This window comes from Saccharopolyspora sp. NPDC045941 (genome assembly GCF_056431445.1).
The window spans coordinates 109,478-136,327 of sequence record NZ_JBWKKU010000003.1 but is presented as its reverse complement, the minus strand read 5'-3'; the positions used below and the strand labels follow the sequence as shown (position 1 = coordinate 136,327).

At 70.1% G+C, this 26,850-nt stretch carries 25 protein-coding genes; 10 read left to right on the top strand and 15 right to left on the bottom strand.

Translation table 11 applies throughout. From position 1 onward, the window contains the following. Window positions 1-142 precede the first annotated feature (142 nt). On the top strand, window positions 143-1,033 hold the full coding sequence (locus AC07FN_RS03715) for a LysR substrate-binding domain-containing protein (RefSeq protein ID WP_478394196.1): 891 nt from the start codon (window positions 143-145) through the stop codon (window positions 1,031-1,033). 64 nt (window positions 1,034-1,097) lie between these two features. Here AC07FN_RS03715 and AC07FN_RS03710 read toward each other — a convergent pair whose 3' ends face one another. Then, window positions 1,098-1,916 (bottom strand): aldo/keto reductase, encoded by an 819-nt coding sequence (locus AC07FN_RS03710; protein WP_478394195.1) that lies wholly within the window; start codon window positions 1,914-1,916, stop codon window positions 1,098-1,100. Window positions 1,917-1,973: 57 nt separating this feature from the next. Then, window positions 1,974-3,176 (bottom strand): MFS transporter, encoded by a 1,203-nt coding sequence (locus AC07FN_RS03705; protein ID WP_478394194.1) that lies wholly within the window; start codon window positions 3,174-3,176, stop codon window positions 1,974-1,976. Between the two features lie 163 nt (window positions 3,177-3,339). Between AC07FN_RS03705 and AC07FN_RS03700 the strand changes: the two genes are divergently transcribed. After that, window positions 3,340-3,804 carry a MarR family winged helix-turn-helix transcriptional regulator gene (locus AC07FN_RS03700; protein ID WP_478394269.1) on the top strand — a complete coding sequence of 155 codons (465 nt, stop codon included), beginning with the start codon at window positions 3,340-3,342 and terminating at the stop codon, window positions 3,802-3,804. A gap of 207 nt (window positions 3,805-4,011) precedes the next feature. Here AC07FN_RS03700 and AC07FN_RS03695 read toward each other — a convergent pair whose 3' ends face one another. The 5 genes from AC07FN_RS03695 to AC07FN_RS03675 all read right to left on the bottom strand — a co-directional run bounded on the left by AC07FN_RS03695 (window position 4,012) and on the right by AC07FN_RS03675 (window position 9,877). After that, window positions 4,012-4,806, bottom strand: coding sequence for an SDR family NAD(P)-dependent oxidoreductase (locus AC07FN_RS03695; protein ID WP_478394193.1), 795 nt, complete (start codon window positions 4,804-4,806; stop codon window positions 4,012-4,014). Window positions 4,807-5,282: 476 nt separating this feature from the next. After that, window positions 5,283-6,449, bottom strand: coding sequence for an NAD(P)/FAD-dependent oxidoreductase (locus AC07FN_RS03690; RefSeq protein WP_478394192.1), 1,167 nt, complete (start codon window positions 6,447-6,449; stop codon window positions 5,283-5,285). Next, on the bottom strand, window positions 6,446-7,897 hold the full coding sequence (locus tag AC07FN_RS03685; RefSeq protein ID WP_478394191.1) for a sodium:solute symporter family protein: 1,452 nt from the start codon (window positions 7,895-7,897) through the stop codon (window positions 6,446-6,448). The genes AC07FN_RS03690 and AC07FN_RS03685 overlap by 4 nt, the downstream gene beginning before the upstream one ends. 16 nt (window positions 7,898-7,913) lie before the next feature. Next, complete coding sequence (gene solA / locus AC07FN_RS03680) at window positions 7,914-9,050, bottom strand: N-methyl-L-tryptophan oxidase (protein ID WP_478394190.1); 1,137 nt, start codon at window positions 9,048-9,050, stop codon at window positions 7,914-7,916. 119 nt (window positions 9,051-9,169) lie between these two features. Then, a complete protein-coding gene (locus AC07FN_RS03675) occupies window positions 9,170-9,877 on the bottom strand; it encodes a GntR family transcriptional regulator (RefSeq protein ID WP_478394189.1) in 708 nt (235 codons plus the stop codon). A gap of 153 nt (window positions 9,878-10,030) precedes the next feature. Between AC07FN_RS03675 and AC07FN_RS03670 the strand changes: the two genes are divergently transcribed. Together AC07FN_RS03670 and AC07FN_RS03665 are read left to right on the top strand one after the other, a co-directional pair. Then, on the top strand, window positions 10,031-10,477 hold the full coding sequence (locus AC07FN_RS03670) for an RrF2 family transcriptional regulator (protein ID WP_478394188.1): 447 nt from the start codon (window positions 10,031-10,033) through the stop codon (window positions 10,475-10,477). Window positions 10,478-10,552: 75 nt separating this feature from the next. After that, window positions 10,553-11,737, top strand: coding sequence for a globin domain-containing protein (locus tag AC07FN_RS03665; protein WP_478394187.1), 1,185 nt, complete (start codon window positions 10,553-10,555; stop codon window positions 11,735-11,737). Between the two features lie 127 nt (window positions 11,738-11,864). On the opposite strand, the gene AC07FN_RS03660 is transcribed toward AC07FN_RS03665, so the two are convergent. Then, window positions 11,865-12,908: an NAD(P)H-dependent flavin oxidoreductase gene (locus tag AC07FN_RS03660; RefSeq protein WP_478394186.1), complete on the bottom strand. Its 1,044-nt coding sequence runs from the start codon at window positions 12,906-12,908 to the stop codon at window positions 11,865-11,867. 75 nt (window positions 12,909-12,983) lie between these two features. Further along, window positions 12,984-13,940: an NAD(P)H-dependent flavin oxidoreductase gene (locus AC07FN_RS03655; protein WP_478394185.1), complete on the bottom strand. Its 957-nt coding sequence runs from the start codon at window positions 13,938-13,940 to the stop codon at window positions 12,984-12,986. A 132-nt stretch (window positions 13,941-14,072) separates the two neighbouring features. Here AC07FN_RS03655 and AC07FN_RS03650 point away from each other — a divergent pair, with 132 nt between their 5' ends. The 3 genes from AC07FN_RS03650 (at window position 14,073) to AC07FN_RS03640 (ending at window position 17,788) form a co-directional block, all read left to right on the top strand. After that, window positions 14,073-14,972 carry a LysR family transcriptional regulator gene (locus tag AC07FN_RS03650; RefSeq protein ID WP_478394184.1) on the top strand — a complete coding sequence of 300 codons (900 nt, stop codon included), beginning with the start codon at window positions 14,073-14,075 and terminating at the stop codon, window positions 14,970-14,972. A gap of 184 nt (window positions 14,973-15,156) precedes the next feature. Further along, window positions 15,157-16,161 carry a hypothetical protein gene (locus AC07FN_RS03645; RefSeq protein ID WP_478394183.1) on the top strand — a complete coding sequence of 335 codons (1,005 nt, stop codon included), beginning with the start codon at window positions 15,157-15,159 and terminating at the stop codon, window positions 16,159-16,161. Window positions 16,162-16,603: 442 nt separating this feature from the next. Further along, entirely contained in the window at window positions 16,604-17,788 is a 1,185-nt protein-coding gene (locus AC07FN_RS03640) for a Gfo/Idh/MocA family protein (protein ID WP_478394182.1), read from the top strand. A 121-nt stretch (window positions 17,789-17,909) separates the two neighbouring features. Here the strand turns inward: AC07FN_RS03640 and AC07FN_RS03635 are convergent, their stop codons facing one another. Beyond that, window positions 17,910-18,431: a zinc-binding dehydrogenase gene (locus AC07FN_RS03635; protein ID WP_478394181.1), complete on the bottom strand. Its 522-nt coding sequence runs from the start codon at window positions 18,429-18,431 to the stop codon at window positions 17,910-17,912. On the opposite strand from AC07FN_RS03635, the gene AC07FN_RS03630 reads away from it, so the two are divergent. Continuing rightward, complete coding sequence (locus AC07FN_RS03630; protein WP_478394180.1) at window positions 18,416-18,736, top strand: TetR/AcrR family transcriptional regulator C-terminal domain-containing protein; 321 nt, start codon at window positions 18,416-18,418, stop codon at window positions 18,734-18,736. The genes AC07FN_RS03635 and AC07FN_RS03630 overlap by 16 nt on opposite strands. Window positions 18,737-18,818: 82 nt before the next feature. Here AC07FN_RS03630 and AC07FN_RS03625 read toward each other — a convergent pair whose 3' ends face one another. From AC07FN_RS03625 to AC07FN_RS03605, 5 genes are read right to left on the bottom strand one after another with little or no spacing between them, the layout of a single operon-like run. Then, window positions 18,819-19,847 (bottom strand): ABC transporter ATP-binding protein, encoded by a 1,029-nt coding sequence (locus AC07FN_RS03625; protein WP_478394179.1) that lies wholly within the window; start codon window positions 19,845-19,847, stop codon window positions 18,819-18,821. Continuing rightward, window positions 19,844-20,869, bottom strand: a complete 1,026-nt coding sequence (locus AC07FN_RS03620) for an ABC transporter ATP-binding protein (RefSeq protein ID WP_478394268.1) — start codon at window positions 20,867-20,869, stop codon at window positions 19,844-19,846. The genes AC07FN_RS03625 and AC07FN_RS03620 overlap by 4 nt, the downstream gene beginning before the upstream one ends. Next, complete coding sequence (locus AC07FN_RS03615) at window positions 20,863-21,762, bottom strand: ABC transporter permease (protein WP_478394178.1); 900 nt, start codon at window positions 21,760-21,762, stop codon at window positions 20,863-20,865. The genes AC07FN_RS03620 and AC07FN_RS03615 overlap by 7 nt, the downstream gene beginning before the upstream one ends. Beyond that, the gene (locus AC07FN_RS03610; protein ID WP_478394177.1) at window positions 21,755-22,681 is read right to left on the bottom strand and encodes an ABC transporter permease; all 927 of its coding nucleotides are present in this window, start codon (window positions 22,679-22,681) and stop codon (window positions 21,755-21,757) included. The genes AC07FN_RS03615 and AC07FN_RS03610 overlap by 8 nt, the downstream gene beginning before the upstream one ends. A gap of 7 nt (window positions 22,682-22,688) precedes the next feature. Next, entirely contained in the window at window positions 22,689-24,299 is a 1,611-nt protein-coding gene (locus AC07FN_RS03605; protein WP_478394176.1) for an ABC transporter substrate-binding protein, read from the bottom strand. A gap of 445 nt (window positions 24,300-24,744) precedes the next feature. Here AC07FN_RS03605 and AC07FN_RS03600 point away from each other — a divergent pair, with 445 nt between their 5' ends. Next, complete coding sequence (locus tag AC07FN_RS03600; protein ID WP_478394175.1) at window positions 24,745-25,641, top strand: SIS domain-containing protein; 897 nt, start codon at window positions 24,745-24,747, stop codon at window positions 25,639-25,641. A 20-nt stretch (window positions 25,642-25,661) separates the two neighbouring features. Beyond that, entirely contained in the window at window positions 25,662-26,531 is an 870-nt protein-coding gene (locus AC07FN_RS03595; protein WP_478394174.1) for an ROK family protein, read from the top strand. Window positions 26,532-26,850: the final 319 nt, after the last annotated feature.

Sequence of the window (26,850 nt, the reverse complement as noted above, 5' to 3'; positions counted from 1 at the left end):
TCCTTGCTGTGCGAGGTGCAACGGGAAGGTGCTTCCTGCGTCGCTTCGTCGATTGACAAGTTCGAGGTTAGGGACGAAACTTGAGACTGTCCAAGACTTACTTGGACGCAGTTAAGTCTTCTGATGTCTTACAATGTTGGACTTGCGGCAACTCCGCTACTTCGTCGCCGTCGCCGAGACCGAACACGTCGGCCAGGCCGCCGAGCGGCTCCACATCTCCCAGTCGCCGCTCAGCCGGCAGATCGCGCAGCTCGAGAAGAACCTGGGGCTGACCCTGTTCGAGCGCAGCCAGCAGCGAATCCGGCTCACCCGGGACGGCCGGGTCTTCCTGGCCGAATCCCGTGCACTGCTGCGGCATGCCGACCGCCTGGAGAACCTGGGGCGTCGGCTGGGCCGTGGGGAAGAGGGCGGCCTGTGCATAGGCTACGTCGCCGACGCCATCCACACCGGCATCCTTCCCGGCGCACTACGCGCACTGCACGACACGAACCCCGACGTCCATATCGCTCTGTACAACCTGGTGCCCAACGCGCAGTTCGAAGGACTACGGCAGCGCAGCCTCGACATCGCGCTCGTTCACGAACCGCCGTCCGAGGATGATCCCGATCTGCTGGCCGCGCCCCTGTTCCAGGACCCGTTGCTGCTCGCCTTGCCCGCGGGTCATCCACTCGCAGACAAGGCGGAGATCGCTCCCGGCGATCTCGACGGTCAGTCGTGGATCGCGATCGAGAACGCCCAGGACCCCGCCTGGCGGGACACGTTCATCGCTTCCTGCGCCGCGGCCGGCTTCACGCCGGACATCCGCCTCGACGCCGCCGAGCCGCTGACCGCGCTCGGCCTGGTCGCCTCCGGGCTCGGGCTCGCGTTCGTGCAGAAGAGCATGGCCGGCGCCACCACCGAGGAGGTCGAGGTGCGCGAACTCCCTTGGCACGACGGCTGCGTCCGGCTGTGGGCCGCATGGCACCGAGTCGACCTGCGGCCCGTGGTGACCTCGTTCCGCGCCACCGTCCTCCGCACGAGCGGCGCCGAATAGCCCGCAACCGCGCGGAAAGGTCGCACGGGCGGGGAAGATCCGCCCGTGCGACCTGTGCGGATGGTCAGTTGAGGGTGTCGGGGTCCGGCCCGGTGCGCAGGCCGCGGTCGAGCGCGGCGATCGCGGTCATCTCGTCCTCGGACAGCGCGAAGTCGAAGACGTCGATGTTCTCGCGGATGCGGGACGGGGTGACGGACTTCGGGATCACGATGTTGCCCAGCTGCAGGTGCCAGCGGATGACGACCTGGGCGGGCGACTTGCCGTGCCGAGCGGCGATTTCGGTCAGCGTGCTCTCGCGGAGCATCGCGCCCTGGGCCAGGGGGCTCCAGGCCTCGGTGGCGATTCCGCGCTCGGCGTGCAGGGCGCGCAGCTCGCGCTGCTGGAGCCCGGGGTGCAGTTCGATCTGGTTCACCGCCGGGACGAGAGCGCTGTTGTCGAGCAGGCGACGCAGGTGCGCGGGCTGGAAGTTCGAGACACCGGCGGCGCGAACCCGTCCGTCCGCGACCAGCTTCTCGATGGCCTTCCAGGTCTCCAGGTACAGGTCGCGAGCCGGGGTGGGCCAGTGGATGAGGTACATGTCCACGTGGTCCAGCCCAAGCGCGTCCAGGCTGCGGTCGAACGCCTCGAGGGTCGTGTCGTAGCCCTGATCGGCGTTCCACAGCTTCGTGGTGACGAACAGTTCGTCGCGGGCGATTCCGGACTCGGCGATGGCGCGGCCGACCCCGGCCTCGTTCCCGTAGATCGCGGCGGTGTCGATGGAGCGGTAACCGGCCTGCAGGGCGGCCGCGACCGCGGCCGTGGTCTCCGCGTCCGGCACCTGGAAGACGCCGAAGCCGAGCTGCGGGATTTCGATGCCGTTGTTGAGGGTGGTGGTGGGAACCATGATGTGCGGAACTCCTTGTGGGTGTTGCGGATTTGCGTCCCCGTCAGGGGAGCGGGATCAGCGCTGGGCGGCCACCGGCTCGGCGAGCGCGGGCTCCGCGCTGGCACCGGTCGCCCGGCTGCGGCGATCGAGGAAGGCCGCGAGGAAGGACAGCAGCAGCGCCGTGCCGGCGAGCATCGCTCCGATCCAGTTGGGCGAGGTGTAGCCGAATCCGGCGGCGATCACGACACCGCCCAGCCAGGCGGCGAGGGCGTTGCCGAGGTTGAAGGCGCCGATGTTGGCTGCGGAGGCCAGGGTCGGGGCGGCGGATGCCTGGTCGAGGATCCACTTCTGCAACGGGGGCACGGTGGCGAAGCCCAGGGCGCCGATGGTGGGCAGGGTGATCGCGGCGAGGACCTGGCTGTGCGCCGTCACGGTGAACAGCAGCAGGGCGACCGCGAGGGCGGCGAGCGTGACGAAGAGCATGGGCATCAGGGCCTTGTCGGCGAACTTGCCGCCCAGCAGGTTGCCCAGGAACATGCCGATGCCGAACAGCACGAGCAGCCAGGTCACGCCGCCCTCGGAGTAGCCCGCGACATCGGTCATCATCGGCGCGATGTAGGTGATCGCGGCGAACACGCCGCCGTATCCCAGGACGGTCATCGCCATCGCGAGCCAGACCTGCACGTTGCGGAACGCCGCGAACTCGGTGCGGATCCTCGCGGCCTCGGGCTTGCCCTGCTCCGGGACGAGCATGGCGACGCCGAGGAACCCGATCACGCCGAGCAGGGCGACCATGGCGAAGGTGACCCGCCAGCCGGCGGCCTGCCCGACGTAGGTGCCGCCGGGGACGCCGATGATGTTGGCGATGGTCAGCCCCATGAACATCAGCGAGATGGCCGAGGCCTTCTTCTCGGGGGCGACCAGGCTGGCGGCGACCACGGACCCGATGCCGAAGAACGCGCCGTGGGCGAACGAGGCGACGACCCGGCCGATGAGCATGACGCCGAAGGTCGGCGCGGCGGCGGAGAGCGCGTTGCCCACGATGAAGACGCCCATCAGGAACAGGAGCATCTTCTTGCGGGAGACCTTGGTGCCCAGGACGGTGAGGATCGGGGCGCCGATGACGACGCCGAGCGCGTAGCCGGACACCAGCCAGCCCGCGGCGGGAATGCTGACGCCGAACTCGCCGGCGACCTGCGGAAGAACACCCATGATCACGAATTCGGTGGTGCCGATTCCGAAGGCGCCGATGGCGAGGGCCAGAAGCGCGAGAGGCATGTGCACGGCCTTCCTGTATGACTGCGTCTGAACCTTGCGAGCGTCGACAATAGTTGCAGACGCGTGCTAGTTCAATGTGCAGGCATTGTGACGTGGCAGATAGTTGCAGGCGCGTCATAAAGGTGCAAGCTTGGTGTTGCAGGTCGACAGACAGGAGGTGCTCGTGGGAATCGCCGACGATGCAGTCGACGTGCGTGCCCACGGCTGGCGCACGCTTGCCGCGTTGCACGGGATGCTCGACACCGCGCTGGAGAAGGCGCTCCAGGCCGAACACGGCCTGTCGGTCGTCGAGTACACGGTCCTCGATGCGCTCGGCCGCCAGGACGGCTGGCACATGCGCATGCAGCAGCTCGCCCGCGCCACGGCGCTCAGCGGCAGTGCGACGACACGCCTGGTCAGTCGGCTGGAGGACCGCGAGCTGCTGACCCGCGTGCTCTGCAAGGAGGACCGGCGGGGGATCTACACCGAGCTCACCGATGCGGGCCGAGCCCTGCTGGAGCAGGCGCGTCCGACCCACGACGCGGCGCTGGAAGCGGCACTCGCCGCGGCGGGGCGAACCCCTGAGCTCGCCCCGCTGGTCGAGGCGCTGCACGGGCTGACGCACCGCCCGCCGGCACTTCAACGCTGATCAGCGCCGGCGCAATCCTCGGACCTCGGCTCAGCGCTCGTTTCAGGCCGGTGCGTGGGGCCGGTGTGGGACGTGGTCGTCCGAGGCGAAGGGCGTCGATTTCGCGCGAAATCGCCCACCGGCGTCGGGTGCCGGGGCGTTCGGGGCGAGCCGGGTGGAGCCGTTCCGAAACGGCCTCTCCGGCCGGTGCGCCCGGACGAGACCGGGTCAGGGCAAGATCGAATCGACGTAGCCGCCGTCCACGCGCACCGCGCCTCCTGTCGTGGCCGATGCGAGCGGTGAGGCCAGGTAGACGACCATGTTGGCGATCTCCTCGGGCTCGATGAGCCTCTGCAGGAGCGACTGCGGCCGGTTGGTGCGCATGAACTCGCGCTGCGCTTCCTCCCAGGGGAGGGCCCGGTCGACGAGCTGGTAGACGAAGTCCTCCACGCCGCCGGTGTGGGTCGGGCCGGCGATGACCGAGTTGACGGTGACCCCGGTGCCCGCGGCGGCCTTCGCGAATCCGCGGGAAGCGGCGAGCGACGCCGTCTTGCTCGTGCCGTAGTGGATCATCTCCTCGGGGATGACCACGGCGGAGTCGCTGGCGATGTTGAGCACGCGCCCCCAGCCGCGTTCCATCATCGCGGGCAGCAGCAGGCGGGTCAGCCGCGCCGATGCGAGGACGTTGACCTCGAAGTAGCGCCGCCAATCGTCATCGGTGATCTCGAGCGCCGGGGTGGCGCCGAAGATTCCGAGGTTGTTGACCAGGATGTCGACGTCGCCCGCCAGGTCCACGACTCGGTTCGCACCGTCGTCGGTGGCGACATCGGCGACGGCCGCGCGCACGGCCGCGTCCGGGACCTCCTGCCGAATCTTGTCGACGGCGGCGGTGACGGTCTTCTCCGAACGGCCGTTGACGACGACATCGGCGCCCGCGCCGGCGAGACCGCGTGCGACCGAGAAACCGATCCCCGCTGAGGAACCGGTGACGAGTGCGGTCTTCTCGCTGAGGTCGATGCGCATTTTTCGCCTCTCTGGCCGGAAAAGTCGGCCGGTCGTCTCGTGGGGACGGTGATCGTGGCGCGTCCTGGAAGGGGCGAGCTGTTCGGGATGCGGCACGAGGCGTCGGCATTGGCGCCCTACTCGCGCGGCGCCGGAACATCCTTGGGATTCTCCCCCACGAAACCCTCCGCCGCCGACGCACCCGGCGCTCCCGGCCCCCGGATGTCCGCAATTTCAATGGAAATCAGAGGTTCGATTTCCATTGAAATTGCGGGAGTTGTCCACAGCCCCCGGCGTGTCGTGGCCCGACACGCCGGTGGTCCGCAGTTTCAATTGAAACTGCGGACCACCGGAACGTGGATCACGGAACGTGGATCACGGAACGTGGATCACGGAACGTGGATCACCGAGCGTGGATCATCGAGCGTGGATCATCGTTGTGCCGGTATGTGCCGTGCTCAGGTGGCCGGACGTGCGCCTGGGCACTGCGGGTTTCGTTACTGCTGGCCGGCGAAGCGGGCCGGTTGGAGGGTGGGGAGGTCCGTTTGGCCGATGAGCCGCTGGGGACGGAAGTCCGCGAGGATCTCCGCGGGGTTCCCGGTGAGGAGTTCCTGTGCGGCGAGACGTCCGAGAAGGGGGCCGAGCGTGACGCCGCTGTGCGTGCAGAGGGTGTAGATCCTGCCCCGGTCGCCGAGGAACCCGGCGACGGTCAGGCCGTCGGCGGGCATGGCGCGCTGGCCGATGCGCAGGGACTCCAAGCGGGCGCCTTCGGTGCCGTCGAGCAGGTCGTTGAGGCGGTTGCACAACTGGCCGGCGTGGTAGCCGTCGAGCGCCGGTGGGTTGGCCGGGTCGGCGTCGACGTCGAGGTCCAGGCCTTGCACGATCAGTCGGCCGCCGCCGTCCGGGCGGACGTTGAGCCGCGGCGTGGTGAGGACGCGGTCCAGCCTCGTCGGCAGCGGGTTGGTGTAGCCGAGCATCCCGACGGTCGCGGATCCCGCGGCGGCGGGATCGGCCACGGGGACGCGGTGACCCGCCGACGCGGTGAGCGCCTCGGTCCAGCGGCCGACCGCGGGGACGACGGCGTCGGCCTCGGCGGCGCCGTCGGCCAGCTCGATCCGCACCCCGCCGTCGGTCTCGGACAGGCCGGTCACCGTCTCGGGGCAGCGCAGGCGCGCGCCGTGGTCGCGTGCCTCGCCCCACAGCCGCGATACGAGCAGCGCCGGGAAGACGTGACCTTCGGTGGGGTAGTGGGCGATGTCCGCGACGTGGTCGGGGACGCGCAGGTCGGGCACGAGTTCGCGGGCCCGCTGCGGGGTGATCCATTCGACGGGGTAGCCGCGGTCGGCGAGTTCCGCGACCGAGGCGGCGAGTCGCTCCGCGCCCGTGGGGTCTTCGGCCCACTCGAGGTTTCCGTTGCGCACCAGCCATGTCTGCGCGGCGTCGGAGGCGAGCGCGTCGTGTTCGGCGAGGCCGGCGACGTTGAGGTCGTGGTAGGAGCGCGGGTTCTTGCTGTGCGAGTTGGTCCAGGCGAACGACGTGCCCGACGTCCCGGCCAGCGCCGCGGACCGTTCGAACACGGTCACCTCGGCGCCCTGCAGAGCCAGCGATCGTGCGACGCTGGCGCCCAGCACGCCGAGGCCGACGACGGCGATCCTCTTACTCATCGTTCCCTCACAATCTCACGGTGAACGGCCGGCGCGGGTGCGTCGGCCCTCTTGCTGGACGTCGCGGCGGCCATCAGCAGCAGCACCACGGCCGATGTGGCGATGCCGTACACCGCGTAGGGCACGGTCGTGTCCAGCACCTGCGCGACACCGCAACCGACGATGCCCGCCACCATGCTCGCGATCGCGGTCGCCGGGGTGAGGTGGCGGCGGCGGTGCAGCACGTAGCCGAGGAAGATCGGCGCAGCCAGCGCCGCCGCAGAGTAGGCGTAGGTGGCCACGAGCCACGGCAGGGCTTGCGGGAACACGACCGCCAGCACGGCCGCGACGATCGACACCGCGATGGTCAGCAACCGCGACAGCGCGACGGTTCGGCGCTCGCTCGCCGCCTTGCCGGCGATGTTCTGGTAGACGTCGCGGGTCAGGTTGGCGGTGACCGACTGCAGGGCGGCGCCGCTGGTGGCGACGATCGTCGAGACGAGGAACGCCGCGAAGACGATGAGCATCCAGGACGGCAGCTGGGTGAGCAGCCAGCCGGCGGCGTCCTCCTGGGAGGCCAGGTTCGGGTTCATCGCGTGCACCGCGAGACCGATGCAGCCGGCGTAGACGCCGCTGATGAGCATCGTCAGGCCCGAGAGCCCGAGGCCGCGGCGCGCGTCGCTGATCCGCTTGGTCGCGAACACGCGCTGGTAGTAGAGCTGGTTGGTCAGCGTGCCGGGGATGATCGCGGCCGCCCACAGCCAGATCTGCTGCCAGCCCACGGCCGTGACGCCCTCGAAGCCCCACAGCCGCTGCGGCACGACCTGCGTGACGTGCGTCCAGCCGCCGGCCAGTTGGATGCCGTAGATCGCGACGACGAGCGCCATGGTGATCTTGAAGAGGCCGAACACGAAGTCGGCCCACGCCACCGAGGTCAGCCCGCCGGGCAGCACGAACGCCAGCGAAGCGACGGCGATGACCGCGACGAGCACGGGGAGCGGGATTCCGGTCAGCTGGCCGAAGAGGCGGGCGAAGGCGACGAACTGCGTCGCGATCCAGCCGAACGGGACCACCAGCGCGGCGACCGCGGCGATGGCGGTGAGCAGCCGGTTCTGGCCGAACAGGCGGGTGACGACGTCGGGCACGGTGGTGAACCGTTGCTCGCGCAGCCAGCGCGCGATCAGCATGAGCAGCAGGAAGCCGACCAGCACGCATCCTTCGTAGATGAACACCGACCACCCGGAGCTGTAGCCGATCCCGACGTGGGCGATGAGCACGCCACCGCCCGAGGCGGCGGCGAACTGGGTGATGACGACGACGAACAGCGGCAGCGACTCGTTGGCCGCGAGCCAGTCCTGGGACGTCTTCGCGCGTCGTCCGAAGTAGACGGACATGGCGGCGCCGGCGCCGATCACCAGCAGGCTGGTGAGGACGATCCCGACCAGTTGTCCGGTCGAACCTGTGGGCATGGTGTGCCTCCAGTGATCACGCGCTGGCGAAGCGGCTGGGGTCGAGGTGGTCGATGTCGTGCGCGGTGCCGCCGGTCAGGACCAGATCGGCGCCGATCTCGCCGAAGACCGGTGCGAGCTTGAAACCGTGGCCGGAGAAGCCGGTCATGACCGTGGCGTTGCGCAGGCCGGGCAGGGCGCCGAGCAGCGCGTGCTCGTCCGGGGTGAACCCTTCGGCGTAAGTGCCGATCCGGATCGGGTGCGGCACGACGCCGGGCAGCAGCCGGGCCGCGGCGGCCGATGCTGCGCGGACGAATTCCGGGGAAGCGTTGCGGGGCAAGGCATCCGGGTCGTCCAGCACCGGGAACCCGAGGTGGTGCGGCACGGTCTTGATGGATGCGCCGTCCAGCGACGGGAAGCAGGAGAACCCGGCTTCGCGGTGCCGGCGGATGGTGATCGGCAACCGGTCCGGCAGGTGAGCGGGGTGGTCGCGGGCCGCCCACCAGCACGCGGTGATCAACCTGACCTCGACCGGAAGCCCTCGCAGCGGCTCCAGCCGCGACGCCCACGGTCCCGGGGCGAAGACGACGTGATCGGCGTCGAAGTCCTTGCCGTTGCTGGTGATTCGCCATCCGCGTGCGGTCTCGGAGACCTCCTGGACGGAGTGGTGGGGCAGCAGCGTCGCACCGGATGTCTCGGCGGCGTGCAGGGCCGCCTGCACCGCGAGCTCGGGGCGGAGGACGCCCGCGGCCGGATCGAACACCGCTACTTCGTCGTCGTCGACCGCGTGCTGGGGAAAGCGCTCCCGAGACCGGTTCGCATCGAGGACCTCGTGGTCGAGCCCGTGCCCTTCGGCGCAGCGCCGGACGGCCTGGACGTCCGGGTGGTCGGCGCGGCCGATCGTCAGCCCGCCGCACATCGTCAGCAGATCGGACCCGGACGTTCGCTCCAGGTCGCGCCACAGGCCGCCGGACCGCTGCAGCAGCGGGACGTAGCTCGATCCTTCCTTGTAGATGGTCCGGAAGATCCGCGATTCACCGGCGGATGCGCCGCGGTCGTGCCCCGGCGAGTGGGCGTCGAAGGCCAGCACCTCGGCCCCTCGACGGGTGAGCTGCCAGGCGGTCATCGCACCGATCACGCCGGTGCCGATGATCGCGATGCGCGAAGTTGCCAATGCTCACACTCCTTTGTGCCCCGATGACGATGTTCACGAGGGATGGGAGGTCCGTGAAAATGCGCACGGCGGATCGACCGATCCGCCCGGGATCGGTGGCTGAGGGGGATTCCTCGTTGCTAGGGAATCGTTTGTTCGAGGAAGTATTCGACGAGGTCGGGGCGCATGATGCTCCACGCCACTTCGGCGAGGCCGCCGTCGGTCAGCCAGGTCAGGCGCCGCAGCCGGATCACCGCCTTGTCCGCGGGCAGCTGCAGCCGATCCGCGGTCGCCTCGTCGAGGTTGATCGCATCGATGTAGACGCGGGACTTGGCCGCGGGAACGCCGATGCGGGTGAAGTAGTCGTGCACGGTCAGGTGGACGAGGTCCTCGTCCTGCAGTCGTGGTGCCAATGAGAACGGGATGACGGACAGCTCGACGGCGATCGGGTTGTCGTCGACGTCGAACTTCAGCCGCCGCAACTCGTGCACCGGCACGTCGTCGGCCACGCCGGGCAGTTCGACGTCGGCGTCCCCGGCCGGGAGCACCGTGATCGAGTCCACCGCGTGCCGCCCCGGGATCTCCGGGCCCTGCAACACCGGGTTGGCGATGCGCAGCAGGTTCTCCTGCCGCGCACTCGATGCCACGAACGTTCCCCGGCGGCGGTGGCGCTCCACCAGGCCCGCCTGCGCCAGCTCGGTCAGCACTCGCTGCGCGGTCGCGCGGCCGATCGAGTGCTCCCGTTGGAGCTCGGACTCGGTCGGCAGCCGGGTTCCAGGCGGAAGCGCGCCGGAGCGGATCTGCCGCTCCAGCTCGTTGCGGATCCGCAAGTACGCCGGGACTGCCATGGGACGAGAATCTAGCGGGCGATCAATTGACCGGTCAATACTGGATTTGCACGGTCAATACCGGATTGGAGCGCGGGTGCCCGGTATGAGCTGCCTTACAGGCACGCGCGGGATATTTGGATTTGGAGATTCCAATTATCTAGGGTCGTGCTCGTGCGGCTGACCAAACGAACCGATCTCGCGCTGCGGATAGCGATGCGCCTCGCGGTCCTGGACGACCAGGCCGCCCCGACCACTCGCGAGGTCGCCGATCAGGTCGCCGTTCCCTACAGCCATGCCGCGAAGGTCGTCACGCTGCTGCAGCGCCTCGGCGTCGTCGAGGCTCGCCGCGGTCGAGGCGGCGGGCTCACCCTGACCCGGTCTGGGCGCACCGGATCTCTCGGCCGGCTCGTCCGCGAGCTCGAAGGCGTGGGCGATGTGGTGGGCTGCGAGGACGATCCGCCCTGCCCGCTGCGGTCGGCATGCCGCCTGCGCACGGCGCTGCGCAACGCCCAGGAAGCCTTCTTCGCCGCGCTCGACCCGATCACCATCGAGGACCTGGTGGCCGCCCCCACCGGACCGATCCTGCTGAGCCTGTCGTCGAGGCCGCCGGCGGGCTGACCCCGGAACGCACCGCGCCCGGTGCTCCGGTGCGGCCAAAAATACGAATACGGGATACCAGTTTGGAGTTGGCCGATGTTGTCGGAGGAATCGATCGAAACGGTGCGCGCCACCCTGCCGGCGGTCCGCAGTGCCATCGGCGAGATCGCGTCGGTGTTCTACGATAAGCTCTTCGCCGCTCACCCCGACCTGCTGCGCGACCTGTTCAACCGGGGCAACCAGGCAAGCGGCGAGCAGCAGCAGGCCCTGGCGGGATCGATCGCGGCGTTCGCCTCGGCGCTCCTGGAACATCTCGGCACCTCGCCCGAGACGATGCTGAGCCGCATCGCGCACAAGCACGCGTCCCTGGGGATCACGCCCGACCAGTACGCGATCGTGCACGCCAACCTGTTCGCCGCCATCGCAGAGGTGCTCGGCGAGGCCGTCACGGACGAAGTCGCCGCGGCGTGGAGCGAGGTCTACTGGTCGATGGCGGACGCGCTCATCGCGATCGAAACCCGCCTGTACGCCGAGGCGGGCACCCCCGGCGGCGACGTCTGGCGCGACTACCGCGTCGTGGGCCGCCTGCCCGACAACGACGTCGTCACGTTCCTCGCCCGCCCGGTCGACGGCTCCCCGCCACCCGCATCGCGACCCGGTCAGTACGTGTCCGTGCAGGTCGAACTGCCGGACGGGGCGCGCCAGATCCGCCAGTACAGCCTCTCCGGCGCGCCCGCCGACGCGGTGCAGTTCACGGTCAAGAAGGTCGTCGGCAGCCCGGACGGTGAGGTCTCCAACCACCTGCACGAGGACGTCGCCGAAGGCGACGTCCTCCGAATCGGAGCACCGTTCGGCGATGTCACGCTCGGCGACGGCGACGGCCCGGTCCTGCTCGCCTCGGCCGGCATCGGCTGCACACCGATGATCAGCATGCTCAACCACCTGGCGGCCACCGGCTCGCCGCGCCGGGTCATCGCCGTGCACGCCGATCGCGCCCAGGGCACCCACGCATTCCGCGCCGACCTCGACCAACTCGTCGCGAAGCTGCCCGACGCCACCGCCCACGTCTGGTACGAGGCCCCCGAAGGTCCCTGGCCTGCCGACCGCACGGGCCTGGTCGACCTGACCGCGATCGGCATCCCGAAGGGCATCACGGCCTACCTGTGCGGCCCGTTGCCGTTCCTGCGGGCGGTTCGCACCCAGCTCCGCGAGCTCGGCGTCCCGGCGGCCGGCATCCATTACGAGGTGTTCGGCCCCGACCTCTGGCTCGGCCAGGACTGACGTTTCCGAGCAGTGTTCCGATGATTCGGTCCAGCCCGGATCGCTGAACCGAGTCTCGACCACCAGGGTGCCGACCACGCCCGGACATCCGGATGCATCGTCGGCGCCACCTGGTGCTCGTCTGCGATCAGGCGAGCAGTTCGCGCGCGTCCGTCCACATGCGAGTGACGATTTCTCCCGCCGGTGCCGTGGTGGCCAGGGCCGCGCTCTGACCGGCCCAGTGGTTGACCCGGTCGAGACCGGCCGCGCCGCCTCGGCGCCACTGGCCCACCAGCCGCCGTTGGACGGGATATGGGGCGGGCAAAGGAGCTTCGTCGCTCGTCCACGCCGTCACGAACGGCGTCGGCGCCGCCCGTCCGAGTCGGCCGGTGTACGCGCGGGTGGTGACCGTCCGCTCCGGCGACAGCCCTTCCATGGCGGCCGACCAGCCGTCGTCGATGCCCGCCTCGGGGGAGCGCAGCAGCGCGGTCCCCACCTGGACCGCGCTCGCGCCGAGGGTCAGCGCGGCGGCCACGCCACGACCGTCCGCGATTCCGCCGGCCGCGATGACCGGGATCCGCAGCCGGTCGGCCAGGTGCGGGATCAGGGCGAACAGGCCGACGTCGGTCTGCTCGGCCGTCTGCGGGTCGAAGCTGCCCCGGTGCCCGCCCGCCTCCATGCCCTGGGCGACGACGGCGTCGGCGCCGGCGTCCTGGGCGGCCAGGGCGTCGGCGAGGTTGGTCGCGCAGGCGAACCACGCGATGCCCGCCCGGTGCAGCCGCTCGACGTAGTCATCGGCGAAGAGCCCCATGATCGACGAGACGACCGTCGGCCGGGCCGCCAGCATGGCCTCGCACTGCTCGGCGAAATCCGGGCTCGGAGGCCCTGCCTCGCCCGCTTCGCCGAATCGCGTCAGGAACTGCTCCGCCGCCTGCTGTCGCCCGGGGTCGTCGACCGGTGCGTCCGGGATCCAGGTGTTCAGCTGGAACGGGCCGGTCGTTCCCGCGCGGAACCGCTCCACCCAGTCGCCGATGAGTTCGGGCCGGTCGAGCACCACCCCGTTCGCGCCCATCCCGCCGGCTTCGGCCACCGCGATCGCCAGCCGGGGCGGGCAGGCGCCTGCGGTCGGTGCCTGCACGATCGGCACGCGCAGGCCGAAGCGCGCGCAGAAATCCCGAACTCGTTGCTGCATGTGCAGTTCCTCCCGTGGTTGTCGCGTGGTGGACGAGCAGATCAGGTCTGCGGGTGCGGCGCGCTGCCGACGAGCTCAGGTCGAGAAGAGGATGGACGAGGCTTCCCGCACGACGCGGTCGATGATCGCTTCGACGGGTTCGAGTTCGTCGATGAGGCCGATCGCTTCGCCGACGATGACGTTCCCGATGCTGTAGTCATCGTTGTCCTTGGCGTTGTTGAAGACCTCCTGCAGGCGGGGCAGGTCTTCGCGCATCTTCTGCTCGTGCCCGTGCCACTGGCGGACGAAGTCGTTGCGCAGCACTCGTCCGGTGTAGTGGGAGGGCCAGTCCACCGCCCGGACGATGTCGTACACGCTCTGCCGCACGGTGTCGTCGCCGCTGGAGGCGAGTGCGCGGCGCTGCGCGGCGGCGGACACGGCCGCTTCCGTGCTCGCCCAAAACCGGCTCCCCATCACCACGCCGTCGGCCCCCAAGCACAAGGCGGCGGCCAGTCCGCGGCCGTCCGCCACCCCGCCCGAGGCCACGAGCAGTGTGTCAGGAGAACGCGCCGCGAGCAGGTCGGCCAGTTCGGGGACTAGGGTGAGGGTCGAACGGGTTCCGGTGCCATGCCCGCCCGCCTCTCCTCCCTGGGCCACCAGAACGCGCGCTCCGGCATCCAGGGCGCGTCGCGCTTCTTCGACCGTGCAGACCTGGCACAGCAGCGGCACGCCCGCGTCGTGGATCCGGTCGGCGAACGGCATCGGGTCGCCGAACGACAGGAACACCGCTGCCGGGTCGTGATCGAGCGCGACGTCGAGCAGCTCGGGATTCCGGGCCAGGCACCACGTGATGAACCCGCATCCGACCCGCCCGCTCACCGAAGCCAGCTGCTCGACCAGCCATTCGCGATCGCAGTAGCCGCCACCGAGCAAGCCAAGCCCACCCGCCGCGGACACCGCCGAAGCGAGCCGGGCATCGGCGACCTTGTCCATCGGCGCGAGCACGACCGGCCGCTCGATGCCCAGTGCCGCCGTCAGTCTGGTCGGGATCACCGCGTTCTCCCCGCTGTCGACCTGAGTCTCCGGTGCAGGAAGGACGCTAGGCTCTGCTAGGAATCGTGTCCAACGATGAGTGATGAACGCTGCCATCGTCAGCGGCGAACCCTCGATGTCGGGAGCGAGCACGTGGAGTTGTCGGACCTGCAGGTGTTCGTCGTCGTGGCACGCACCGGTGGCATCACGCGCGCGGCCGCGGAACTGCACACCGTGCAGTCCACCATCAGCGCGCGAATGGCAGGACTGGAACGAGAACTCGGCGCGATCCTCCTCCGCCGCCACGCCCGGGGAGTGGCCTTGACCGCGGCCGGGGAGCAGTTCTTCGGTTACGCCCAGCGGATCACCTCGCTCGCGGACGAGGCCCGCCGCGCCGTTCGGGACGACAGGCCCTCCGGACCGTTGCGGATCGGGGCGATGGAGACGACGGCCGGGATTCGGCTGCCGCCCGTCCTCGAGTCCTACACCGCGGCCTGGCCGGATGTCGACCTTTCCGTGCTCACCGGCCCCACCGAGTCGTTGGTGGCGCTGGTCAAGGACCACGCCCTCGACGGAGCGCTCGTCGCCGGCCCGGTCGACGACGAGGACCTGCACGAAGAAGAGGTCTTCACCGAGGAAATGGTCGTCATCACCGCGCTGAGGCACCGCGACCTCGATGACGAATTGCGCGACCCCAACGGCCCCCGGCTGCTCGTGTTCCGCGCGGGGTGCTCGTACCGGCGCAGGCTCGAAGCCGTCGTCCGAGCGCGCGGCGTGGAACCGAAGGTCCTCGACTACGGCACGGTCGAAGGCATCCTCGGCTGCGTCGCCGCGGGCCTCGGGGTCACGATGCTGCCCCGGGCGCTGGTCGAGCATTCCGGACTGCGCCACCGACTCCGCCTGCACCGGATGGCGCCTGCCGATGCAACGGTGACGACCGTGCTCGTTCGTCGTCGCGACACACACGTCACCATGGCGCTGAAGGAGTTCCGCAGGCACCTCCACGCCGCGGCCGACCGCAGTGCGCTGGATTCGCCGCAGGTCGCGCTATAGCTGTGACGCGGTGGACCGGTGCTCGACCACAGCACACGAGCCTCCCGCTCTTGGAGCTCGGGGTTGCGGGGTGTCGCTTCAGGCCGGGTATTCGGCACTGGAGATCACGACGACCTTGACCAGGTTGCCGGCGTTGTTCGCGATGCGGGCGGAACCCGGTGGTCCGTCGTGCTTCGATGTGGTCATGTTCGACGTCGTTGGCGACTCCCTCGATGCGTTGGTCGATTCCTGGGAAGAAATTCGCCTGTGCTACCAGGATTCCGGGAACGACGAGTACGACCGGGCCGTGCTCGACTGCGCCGCCAAGCTCGCCGAGGAGCCCGGTGGCGAGCAGGCGTGGCTGTGGGTGCTCGGATCGGTGATCACCGCTCCCTATCTCACCTGGCTCCCGGGCGATGGTGTGGTGGATGCGGTGGTCAAGGCCCTCCGAACAGCCGACGGGGCCTTGAAGGCTCAGCCGTGCACCCACGTCTCCCACCCGTACGAGACCCACACGGACGAGGATGACGAAGGCCTCCTCGACGCGTTCTCGCCGCTCGCGAACGAGGGGGAGGGGTGGGAGGAGCCGCGGCCGCGGGAGGAGTGGCTCTGCCCGCGGAACGTGGCCGGATTCGCGCGCATCGCCTTGGACATCATCGACCCCGGTTCGGTGGCCGACGTTCCGCCACGCCTGCCGGCCGAGGCAGTGCAGCAGATCGACGTGCTGTCGTCCCTTCTGGAGGGGTATCCGAAGTGGTCGACCGACGTCGACGACGAGATCGCTTCGCAGGGCTGGGTCCTGTCCACCGCGGATCCGGATGAGCTGGCCGGGCGGGTCCTGGTCGTCAGGGCGGTGAGCTGGCACGCGATCTGGGACACCGCGCGGAAGTCGGTCCTCGACGACCTGATCGAGGGCCTGGAGGACGCGCTGGCCCGCTACGGCCGCGTTTCCTGCGAGCATGATCCCGACGATCACCCCAGGCTTCCCGACAGCGGACCGATTGCTGCGGAGCAGGGCATCTTGCTGAGTTACGCCGCGGGCAGGGCCCGCCACGAACGTTCCCGCCGGGGCCGGGAGGAGCCACTGGAAGCCCTGTTGTGCCCGGCGTTCATCGCCGCCGTCGCGCAGGAGTCGCTCGACTCGCTGACCGAGTGCCGGGATCAGCGCTTCGGAGGCGGTGACGCACCCCAGTCCAATGTGGATCGTTGAGCCGCGCGACTGTGCCGGGCTCGGCGGGTGCAGGCCAGGCCGTCCACGCGTTCGTCGTGGTCGCGCCCTCGGTGAGCATCGCGGTGGACGATGTTCTGACGCGCTGTCGCGAACAACTCGCGCCAGCGACCGCGCGGCGATCACCAGGTCGCCGGGCGAGCCTCCGATCCGCTTGACTCCACGGCCCTCTCTGCTCTCCGCGTTCGGCCCGTGGTTCCGGTTTCGGCTGAGCGGGTACTCGGCGCCATGCCCCTCTGGTCGGCAGGGCCACGGGGCCGGCATGTCACGTGTCGTGTCTGTGGTGGGGGTGGTGCCGGCGGCGTGGGCGACATAGAGTGGATTGCGCGAAAGTGATCGATATATGCTTCAAACAATCACGTTGGAGCAGAAGCGCGCAGTCTTGCCGGTGCGCGCACGTGGCCGTGGTGCGGGAAGGTGACCCATGGACGTAAGGACAGGTGTGCTCGGGTGCGGGCTGCGAGTGGGGATCGCCGACCACGCCCACCGGCCTGGTGAGGGTTCGCGGATCGTCGCGGTGTGCGATCCGGATCCGGCGCGCGCCGCTGCCGCCGCGCAGCGCTACGGCGACGGCGTCCGGCAGACGCACGCGCTCGACGAGCTGCTGGCAAGCGAGCTCGACGCGGTGTTCGTGGTCAGTCCCGACCACCTGCACGAAGAGCACGCCATCCGCTGCCTGGAAGCCGGGCTCGCCGTCTACCTCGAGAAGCCGCTGGCGGTCACCACGGCCGGCTGCGACCGCGTCCTCGCCGCGGCGCGGCAGTTCGGCGGCAAGCTCTACGTCGGGCACAACATGCGGCACATGCCGGTGATCCGCACGATGCGCGATCTCATCACCTCGGGCGCGATCGGCGAGGTCACCTCGATCTGGTGCCGCCACTTCGTCGGGCACGGCGGCGACTTCTACTTCAAGGACTGGCACGCCGACCGGAGCAAGAGCACGAGCCTGCTGCTGCAGAAGGGCGCGCACGACATCGACGTGCTGCACTGGCTGGCCGGCGGGTACAGCAGGCGCGTCAACGCGATGGGCGCGTTGACGGTCTACGGCGACATCACCGACCGCAACGAGCGCGAGACCTACAAGACGGGCCACGACTGGGCCGAGTACGAGCAGAACTGGCCGCCGCGCAGCCAGACCGGCCTCAACCCGGTGGTGGACGTCGAGGACCTGAGCCTGGTCAACCTGGAGCTGGACAACGGCGTGCTGGCGAGCTACCAGCAGTGCCACTACACGCCGGACTACTGGCGCAACTACACCGTCATCGGCACCGAGGGCAGGCTGGAGAACTTCGGCGACGACGCGGACTCGGTGGTCAAGGTGTGGAACCGCAGGCACCGCGGCTACGCGCCCGATGCCGACCGGGTGGTGGAGGTCGAGCGCGCCAGCGGCGGGCACGGCGGCGCGGACCCGCGCATCGTGGCCGAGTTCCTGGCGTTCGTGAGCGCCGACGTGCCGACCGTCACCTCGCCGATCGCGGCGCGGGAAGCGGTCGCGACCGGTTGCGCGGCAACGGAATCGCTGCGCAGCGGTGGAATGCCGGTCGAGGTGACCGCGCCGGACGCCGCCCTGATCGACTACTTCGAGCGGTCCCGCGTCAGCTCGTCCTGACCAGCGCTCCGCTGTGCCCGCCGCATCGGCGGGCGCAGCGGACGCTCCGCGTCCTTCTAACGGGACAAGCCATCACACCTCCCCGGAGATCGTTCCAAGATGGTGCGCGGACGGTGTGCTGTCAGGGGTGGAGGACGACCTTGATCGCTCCGGAGGCACGGTCGCGGGCCACGCGGAAGGCCTCTGCGGCGTCGTCGAGGGGGAAGCGGTGGGTGATCACCGCCTGCGCGATCTCGGGGTTGCCGGCGAGCATCGCCGCGGCCTGTTCGGTGTCGCGGACGCCGTCGTGCCGGCCGTAGGCGATGGAGTGGATGTAGATGAGTTCCTTGACCAGGCTGACGATGCCCGGGATGGGCGCGGTGTGCTGGTATACGCCCAGCAGCACGACGCGACCGCCGGCGCGGGCCAGTTCGGCGCACCGGGCCAGGCCGGCCTCGCTGCCCGCGGCGTCGATCACGACGTCGTAGACGCCGTCCGCCGAGCCGAGTCCGAGGCGTTCCGCCGCGATCCTCTGGTGTTTGTGGCGCACCTCGACATCGACGTCGAAGCCGCGCTGCCGGGCTGCCGCCGCAGCCAGCAGCCCGATGCTGCCGCCGCCGACGACCGCCACCCGCTCCCCGGGCTTGAGTGCCGCGCTATCCACACCGTGCCAGGTTCATCGGCGCCGGTCTCAGCCCCCGGCTCGCGGCCGCCGTCGCGTCGTCGCTGGCCACCTTCGTGATCGGCTCGGTGCACTTCAACCTCGGCCTGGACGCGTCGGATTCCGAGGAGATCAGTCACCGGCGCCTGCTGTACCGCTCACGAGACGCTGCGGCCTTTCCACTGCTCGTCCAGCACGCCGATGTCCTCGCGGAGGTCGGTAGCGACGACGAGTTCGAAGTCGGCCTCACCGCATTGTTGACCGGATTCCGGATCCTGATCGAGCGCGAGGACATCGCACGCGACTGATGTGGAGCAGGTGCACCAACTCGTCCGTCGCGGATGATCGCTCATCCTCGATCAACACGAGTTGGTGCAGTCGGCTGAACGGCTACCGCGATCCGTCGGCCGCGGCCCGCGGGTCGGCGTCGGCGACCTCGGTGGCGAAGTGGCAGTGCGAGACGTGCCCCTCGCCCAGGTCGTGGCCGGCCGGAACGGTGTGCGCGCAGTCCGGCCGGGCCATCCAGCACCGGGTGTGGAACGGGCAGCCGGCCGGCGGTGCGATCGGCGACGGCGGGTCGCCTTCGAGCACGATGCGCTCCTGCTCCGGTTCGTCGTCGAAACCGGGGCGCGGGATCGCGGACAGCAGGGCCCGGGTGTAGGGGTGCGCGGTGCGGTCGTAGACCGCGTCGCAGTCGCCTTCCTCGACCACCCTGCCCAGGTACATCGTCGCGATCCGGTCGCAGAAGTGCCGCACCACGTCGAGGTCGTGCGCGATGAACACGACGGTCAGCGACAGTTCGCGCTGCAGCTCGGCGAGCAGGTTGAGGACCTGCGCGCGCACCGAGACGTCGAGCGCCGAGACCGGTTCGTCGCAGATCAGCACCTCCGGGCTCAGCGCGATGCCGCGGGCGATGCCGATGCGCTGGCGCTGCCCGCCGGAGAACTCGTGCGGATACCGGTCGAGGTGGTCCGGCCGCAGGCCGACCTGTTCCAGGAGCTGCTCCAGCCGCGGGCGCAGGCCCGGCTCGGGCAGCGCGTCGCGATGGATCCGGAACGGCTCGGCCAGGATCGAGCCGACGGTCTTGCGCGGGTTGAGCGAGGCGTAGGGGTCCTGGAAGACCATCTGGATGTTGCGCCGCATCTGGGTTCTAGCAGCGCCTTTCGCGCTGTGGACGTCGACGCCCCGGTAGCGGACCTGCCCGCTGGTGGGCTTCTCCAGCGCGGTGAGCAGCCGGGTCAACGTGGACTTGCCGCACCCGGACTCGCCGACGATGCCCAGCGCCTCGCCCTTGCGCAGCTTCAGGCTCACGCCGTCGACCGCCTTGACGGTGGCCGATCCGAGGCCGAATCGCCCGCCGCCGCGCTTGCGGTAGTGCTTGGTGACGTCGTGAACTTCGAGGATGTGCTGATCGGTCACGATGCGACCTCCGTCCAGAAGTGGCACCGGGTCTGCCTGCCGTCGTCCAGCTGCAGCAGTTCCGGTTCGACCGACTCGCAGTGTTCGCGCGCGATGCTGCAGCGGGGGTGGAAGCGGCAACCCGCGGGGCGATCGGTGAGGCTCGGCGGCAGGCCGCTGATCGCGGGCAGCGGGCCGCCGCGGTGCGACCGCCGCGGGATCGAGGCGACCAAGCCCTGGCTGTACGGGTGGATCGGCGCGGTGAACAGCCGGCGGATCGGCCCGTGCTCGACGACGCGCCCGGAGTACATCACCAGCGCGCGGTCGGCCATCTTGGCCGCGACACCGAGGTCGTGGGTGATCAGCACCAGCGCCAGGCCGCGCTCGGCCTGCTGCTCGGCGAGCAGGTCGAGGATCTGGGCCTGCACGGTCACGTCGAGCGCCGTGGTGGGTTCGTCGGCGATCACGACCTCCGGGTCCAACGCCAGCGCCATCGCGATGAGGATGCGTTGGCGCATGCCGCCGGAGAACTGGTGCGGGTAGTCACCGGCGCGGCTGGCCGCCGCCGGAATCCGCACCCGGTCCATCATTTCCACGGCCTGCCGCCACGCCTGTTTCCGCGACGCGCCGCGGTGTAGCCGGTACAGCTCGCCGATCTGCTTGGCCACCGGTTGCACCGGGTTCAGCGCGGTGAGCGCGTCCTGGAAGATCAGCGACACCCGTGATCCCGTTGCCGCGCGGCGTTGCCGCTCGGGCAGCGCGAGCAGGTCCTGGCCGCCGAGCTCGACGATGCCGCCGACGATCTCGGCCGGCGGCGTGTCGAGGATGCCCATGATCGCCTGCGCGGTGACGCTCTTGCCCGAGCCCGATTCGCCGAGCACGGCTAGTGTTTCGCCCGCGCTCACGCTGAAGCTGACGTCCTGGACGGCGTGCAACCGGCCGGCGGGCGTGTGGAAGTCGACGCTGAGGCCGCGCACGTCGAGAACCGTGCGCCGGTCGTCCTCGGCCTGGTGCGGCGCGGACCGCGCCTTCGCGTTCACGATTGCTTTCCCTTCGGGTCGAGGGTCTCCCGCAGGCTGTCGCCGAGGACAACGAACGCCAGGACGGCGCCGGTCAGGAACAGGGCCGGGTAGACCAGCAGGTGCGGGCTGGCCTGCCACTGCTGCTGGGCGGTGGAGAGCTGGAGCCCCCACGAGATCGCGGGCGGCTGGAGCCCGATGCCGAGGAAGGTCAGCGCCGCCTCGGCGGCGATGACACCGCCGATCTCCAGGGTTTTGAGCACGATCAGCGAGGTCAGCGCGTTCGGCGCGATGTGCGTGCCCATGATGCGCAGGTGGCTGCCGCCCAGCACGCGCGCGGCCTGCACGTATTCGAGGTTGCGGATCTTGAGCACCGAGCCGCGCATGTAGCGCATGCCGCCGGGCCAGCCGAAGACGATCAGCACCAGGCTCACCGTCCAGATCGTGCGTTCCTCGAACAGGTTGAGCACCACGATCGCGGCGATGATCATTGGCAGGCCGAACACCACGTCGGCGATCCGCGACACGACCCCGTCGACGATGCCGCCGAAGTAACCGGCCAGCGAGCCGAGCACCGCGGCCAGCACGAAGGTCACCGCGGTGACTAGCAGGCCGATCGCGATCGACGGCCGGGCGCCGTGCACGACGTTGGCGAAGTAGTCGCAGCCCTGCATGTCGAAGCCGAACGGATGGCCCGGCGCCGGGCCCGCGCCGCTGAGCCGCAGCTCGCAGTGCATCGGATCGGCGGAGGTGAACAGGCTCGGCCAGACCGCCATCAGCACGTAGCCGGCGGCGATCAGCGCCGCGACCACGAACAGCGGCGCGCGCAGCGGCCTCGGCAGCCGCCCGACCGCGGTGAACCTCCGGCGGGGCGCGGCCCGGGTAGGAGTGGGGGAGAAGTCGGTCCGGTCAGCCATTGCGCACCCTCGGGTCGATGATTCCGTAGCTGATGTCCACCAGCAGGTTCACCAGCAGGTAGATCAGGATGATGAAGGTGGCCACGCCCACCACGATGGTGCCCTGCTGGGTCTGCACCGCCTGCACCAGCAGGCCGCCAATGCCGGGCAGGTTGAACACGCTCTCGACGATCACGGCGCCGCCGAGCATCGCCGCCAGGCTGAGCCCGAGATAGGTGACCACCGGGATCATCGAGTTGCGCAGCGCGTGCCCCCACACCACGCGACCGGCCGACGCGCCCTTTGCCCGCGCGGTGCGGATGAATTCGGCGCCCATCACGTCGACCAGGCTCGACCTGGTCAGCCGCGCCAGCGGCGCCGCTGCCTCCAGCGCCACCACCAGCGCGGGGAGGATGAAGCTCATCGGCCAGCCGTTGGCCACGCCCGCGATCGGGAACAGCTCCAGCTGCAAGCCGAACACCAGCTGCGCCATGAACGCGATGACGAATCCGGGCAGCGCCACGAAGAGCACCGTGAACGCCAGGGTCAGGTGGTCGCCGAAGCGGCCGCGGTGCAGCGCGCCGAAGATCCCGACCACGAGGCCGATCACCAGCTTGAACACCCAGGCGGTCAGCGCCAGCTGCAGCGTCGTCGGCCACCGCTCGGCGATCATCTCGAGCACCGGCCGGCCGAAGAAGTCGGTGCCGAAGTCGCCCTGGAACAACCCGGTCATGTACAGCAGGTACTGGGTGATCAGCGGTTCGTCCAGGTGGTACTGCTCGCGCAGCGCCGCCACAGTGGACGGTGGCATCGGCCGGTCGCCGGCGAGCGCGGCGATCGGGTCGCCGGGCATCGCGTACACCAGCGCGAAGATCAGGAACGTGACGCCGAACAACACCGGCAGCATCGCCGCGAAGCGGCGGACGACGTATCCGAGCATGTCGGCATCACCCCTCGCGGCCGGGGCCGCACTCGAACTCGGTCAGGTAGTACTGGAGGTCGCCGCCGAGCGTGACCGGCGTGGCGCACGGCGCGTGCGCGGCGTAGATGGCCGGGTAGTAGAGCGGAATCGCGGGCATGTCGTCGAGGATCAGGTCCTCGGCGCGCTGCCAGAGCCGCGCTGCTTCCAGCTCGTCGCCGGTGCCCAGCGCCTGGTTGATCAGTTCGTTGGCGCGCGGGTTGTCGTAGCGGGTGTACTCGTTGCCGTCGCCGCCCTTGCGGAACATGCCCAGGTACTGGTCGGGGCTGGGGTAGATGTCGCCCCAGAGGCTCAGCGCCGGGCCGGTCAGCTCGCCGCTGATCTGCGCCTGCGTGAGCTGGGCGGGCAGCACCGGCTTCAGCTTGACCTCGGCGCCCAGCTCCTGCCGCAGCGCGTTGGAGACGGCCAGCGCGATCTGCGACATCTCGGTGCCGCCACCGCCCCCGGTGTTGGAGTACCAGATGACCACCGGTTCCCGGAATCCGCCGGCTTCCGCGACGAGGCGGCGAGCCTCGTCCGGGTCGTACCGGCAGGCCGCGCAGGCGTCCGCCCGGTAGGGCGCGCCGACCGCCTCGACCAGCAGGGAACGGGCGGGGGTCGCCGTGCCGCGCAGCAGCGCCCCGGCCACCGCGTCGCGGTCGATCGACAGCGAGATCGCCTTGCGCAGCCGCGGATCGCGCAGCGACTCGACGTACTCGGGCACCAGCATCTGGGTGATCTGCCGCTGCTGCGGGATCGCGAACAGGCCGGAGTCGCCGAGCTGGGTGCGGGCGTCGTTGAGCAGGCCGCCGGGCAGGTTGCGCAGCACGTCGAGCTGCCCGGCCTGCACGTCGCGGTAGGCGGTGTCCTGCGACTGGTAGATCTTGAACTGGATCTCCTCGGCCGCACCGGGCGGTACCTCGCCCTGGTAGTCGTGCCAGCGCTGCAGCACGATCTTCTCGTTGCGGTCCCAGCGGACGAAGCGGTACGGGCCGTTGCCGATCGGCGTCTGCGAGTAGGCGGTGGGGTCGGCCAGGCCCTCCTTCGGGATCGGGCACGCGCTGTAGGAGGCGATGATCTTCGGGAAGTCGTAGTTGGGCTGCTTGAGCGTGACCTGCAAGGTCAGCGGCCCGAGCACTGCCAGCCCGCGCAGCGTGTCGCGCTGCGGCGGGTCCTCGTTGACCTCGTCGAAGCCGTCGATGACGCTGAAGGTGGAACTCGCCTTGTACGCGTTGGGGCCGTAGGAGACCGCGTTCCAGGTGTCCGCGTAGGTCTGCGCGGTGATCGGTTCGCCGTTGTGGAACGTGCGGCCGGGGCGCAGCGCGATCGTCCACACCCGACCGTCGGAGGTGCGCACGCTTTCCGCGCCGCGCATCCGGAGGTCGCCGGCCCTGGCGAAACCGAGGCCGGTCAGCGGCTCGCACAGTCCCATGTAGACCTGGCTGCCCGATTGCTGCTGCGAGTTGAGCTCCGGCGGGTCCGGGTACTGCGCGACCCGCAGCACTCGCCCGGCGTCGGCGTCGGGCATGCCGCAGCCCGTCAGCAGTGCCAGGCACATCCCGGCGGCGAGCACCAGCCGTCTCCGGAGCTTCTGGGGCATGTGTGGCTCTCCCTAACTCAGATAACCAGCTTGCGCATGCGTGCTCGTAAGTCCGAGTTATCGAGCAACTTCATGCAAGTTCGGTCATTATTAACGCGGCCGGTGGCGCCTGTCACTACCTCGGTCCGCATTGCCTGGAAAGCACTGGTCAACGCGCTTGATCCGGTGACGTCGCGTGGTTGGGGCGCTACGCACGGCTTCTTCGCGGTGGTCGTCACCGCAAGTCGGCGGCTCCTGCGGCAGCGATGATCGGGGCGATAGGCTGATTGATATTGATTGTTTGGTCTCTTGTTCGATCAAATTCGGGCATCTAGGCTGACGGCGTGGCGCGCTGCGACGGACTCCGCGTGGCGGTCCGGCAGTGCCCGGCCTCCCGCTGCGCCGTCGTTCGGCGGCGCACCGGGGAACCAGCTCGCCGCGGAAACGACAGGTTTTGGAGGACTTGATGACGTCTGGCGGATATCTCGTGGACGGCGAGATCGACAGCCAGCCGGAATGCTGGCTGCGCGCCGCGGAGCTGGCCCGGGAGGTGGCCGGCGTGCTGCCGGCCCGCGGTGAGCGGGTGGCCGTGGCCGGGTGCGGCACCTCCTGGTTCATGGCCATGGCGTACGCGACGCTGCGGGAAGCCGCCGGCGAGGGCGTGACGGACGCGTTCCCCGCGTCCGAGATGCCCATCGGCCGGCCCTACGACCGCGTGGTGGTGATCAGCCGCTCGGGAACCACCACGGAGGTGCTCGAACTCCTGCGGCGGCTGAGCGCAACGGTGCCCACGGTCGGGATCACCGCCGTCCCCACCGCGCCCATCGCGGAGGCCTGCGACGAGCTGGTCGCGCTGGAGTTCGCCGACGAGCAGTCCGTGGTGCAGACGCGGTTCGCGACGACCGCGCTGGCCCTGCTCCGCACTTCGCTCGGAGCGGATCTGACCGGGGCCGTCGCGGATGCCCGCGCCATGCTGGGCGCCGAGCTCGGCGCGCTCCCGGCCAGCGAGCAGATCACCTTCCTCGGGAAGGGCTGGACGGTCGGGCTGGCGCACGAGGCGGCGCTGAAGGTTCGGGAAGCCGCGGGCCTGTGGTCGGAGGCGTACCCGGCCATGGAGTACCGGCACGGCCCCATCAGCATCGCCGAACCCGGCCGGGTGACCTGGATGTTCGGCGAGACCCCGACCGGGCTCGCCGCCGAGGTCGCCTCGGCCGGAGCGGACTTCGTCGACAGCGGGCAGCGCGACCCGATGGCGCACCTGGTGCTCGCCCAGCGCGTCGCGGTGGCCGCGGCGGTGAAGCGCGAGCTGGACCCGGACAACCCGCGCAACCTGACCCGGTCGATCGTCCTGGACGACATGTGACGGACAACGCCGGAGGCCCCGTGGTCGGTGTCGACGTGGGCGGGACCGAGACGAAAGCGGTGCTGGTCGACGCATCGGGGACGGTGCTGGCACAGCGCCGCCACGCCACGCCGCCGCCGTCGCCCGACACGGTCCAGCGGGTGCTGGACCTGACGTCCTCGCTCGTCGCCGACCTTTCCGAGCGCGCCGCGCCGGCGGCCGTGGGCTTCGTCGTGCCGGGGATCGTCGACGAATCCCGGGGCGTCGCGGTGTTCTCGGGGAACCTGGGGTGGTTGGACGTGCCGTTCGCCTCGTTGCTCGCGGAGCGGATCGGGCTGCCGGTCGCCTTCGGGCACGACGTCCGGGCCGGGGCGCTGGCGGAACACCGGCTCGGTGCCGCCCGGGAGGCGAGCGACGCCGTGTTCCTCCCGGTCGGCACCGGAATCTCGGCGGCGCACGTGCAATCCGGTCGGGTCCACGCCGCAGGCGGATACGCGGGGGAGATCGGGCAGGTCCCCATCTCGGCTCGGATTCGCCTGGAGGAGGTCGCGTCCGCGGGCGCGATCAGCCGGCGCTACCAGGACCGGACCGGGACTCCGGCGGCGGGCGCGGCGGACGTGGCGAGGCGGGTCGCCGCAGGGGACCCGGTCGCCACCGCCGTCTGGGACGAGGCGGTCAATGCGCTGGGCGGCGCGCTGATCTGGCTCACCGCCTTGCTGGCGCCGGAAGTCGTCGTGGTGGGCGGTGGCCTGTCTCAGGCCGGGCCGATGCTGTTCGACCCGCTCACCCGTCGCGTGGAAGAGGACTGGAACCTCCAGCGCACGCCGCGGATCGTGCCCGCCGCGCTCGGCGATCGCGCGGGCAGCCTGGGCGCGGCGCTGCTCGCCGCCGAACTGGTGGGGACGACATGATTCTCGGCGGCGGCAAGGTCGTCACGGCTGACTCCGCCGTCCTCGACCCCGGCTGGGTGGAGGTGCGCGACGGCCGGATCGCCTCCACCGGGGCCGGGCGGGCGCCGAAGCCCGTCGACGTCGACCTGCGGAATCGGTGGCTGGTGCCGGGTTTCGTCGACATGCACGTGCACGGCGGCGGGGGAGCCGCGTTCCAGGACGGGACTGGGGAAAGGGTCCGGCGGGCTCGAAGGCGAAGCCGGCTCGCTGGCTCCTGGCCGCCCAGCCGACCTCGTCGTGCTCACGGACGACTTCCTCGTCGACGCCGTGTTCGCGCGCG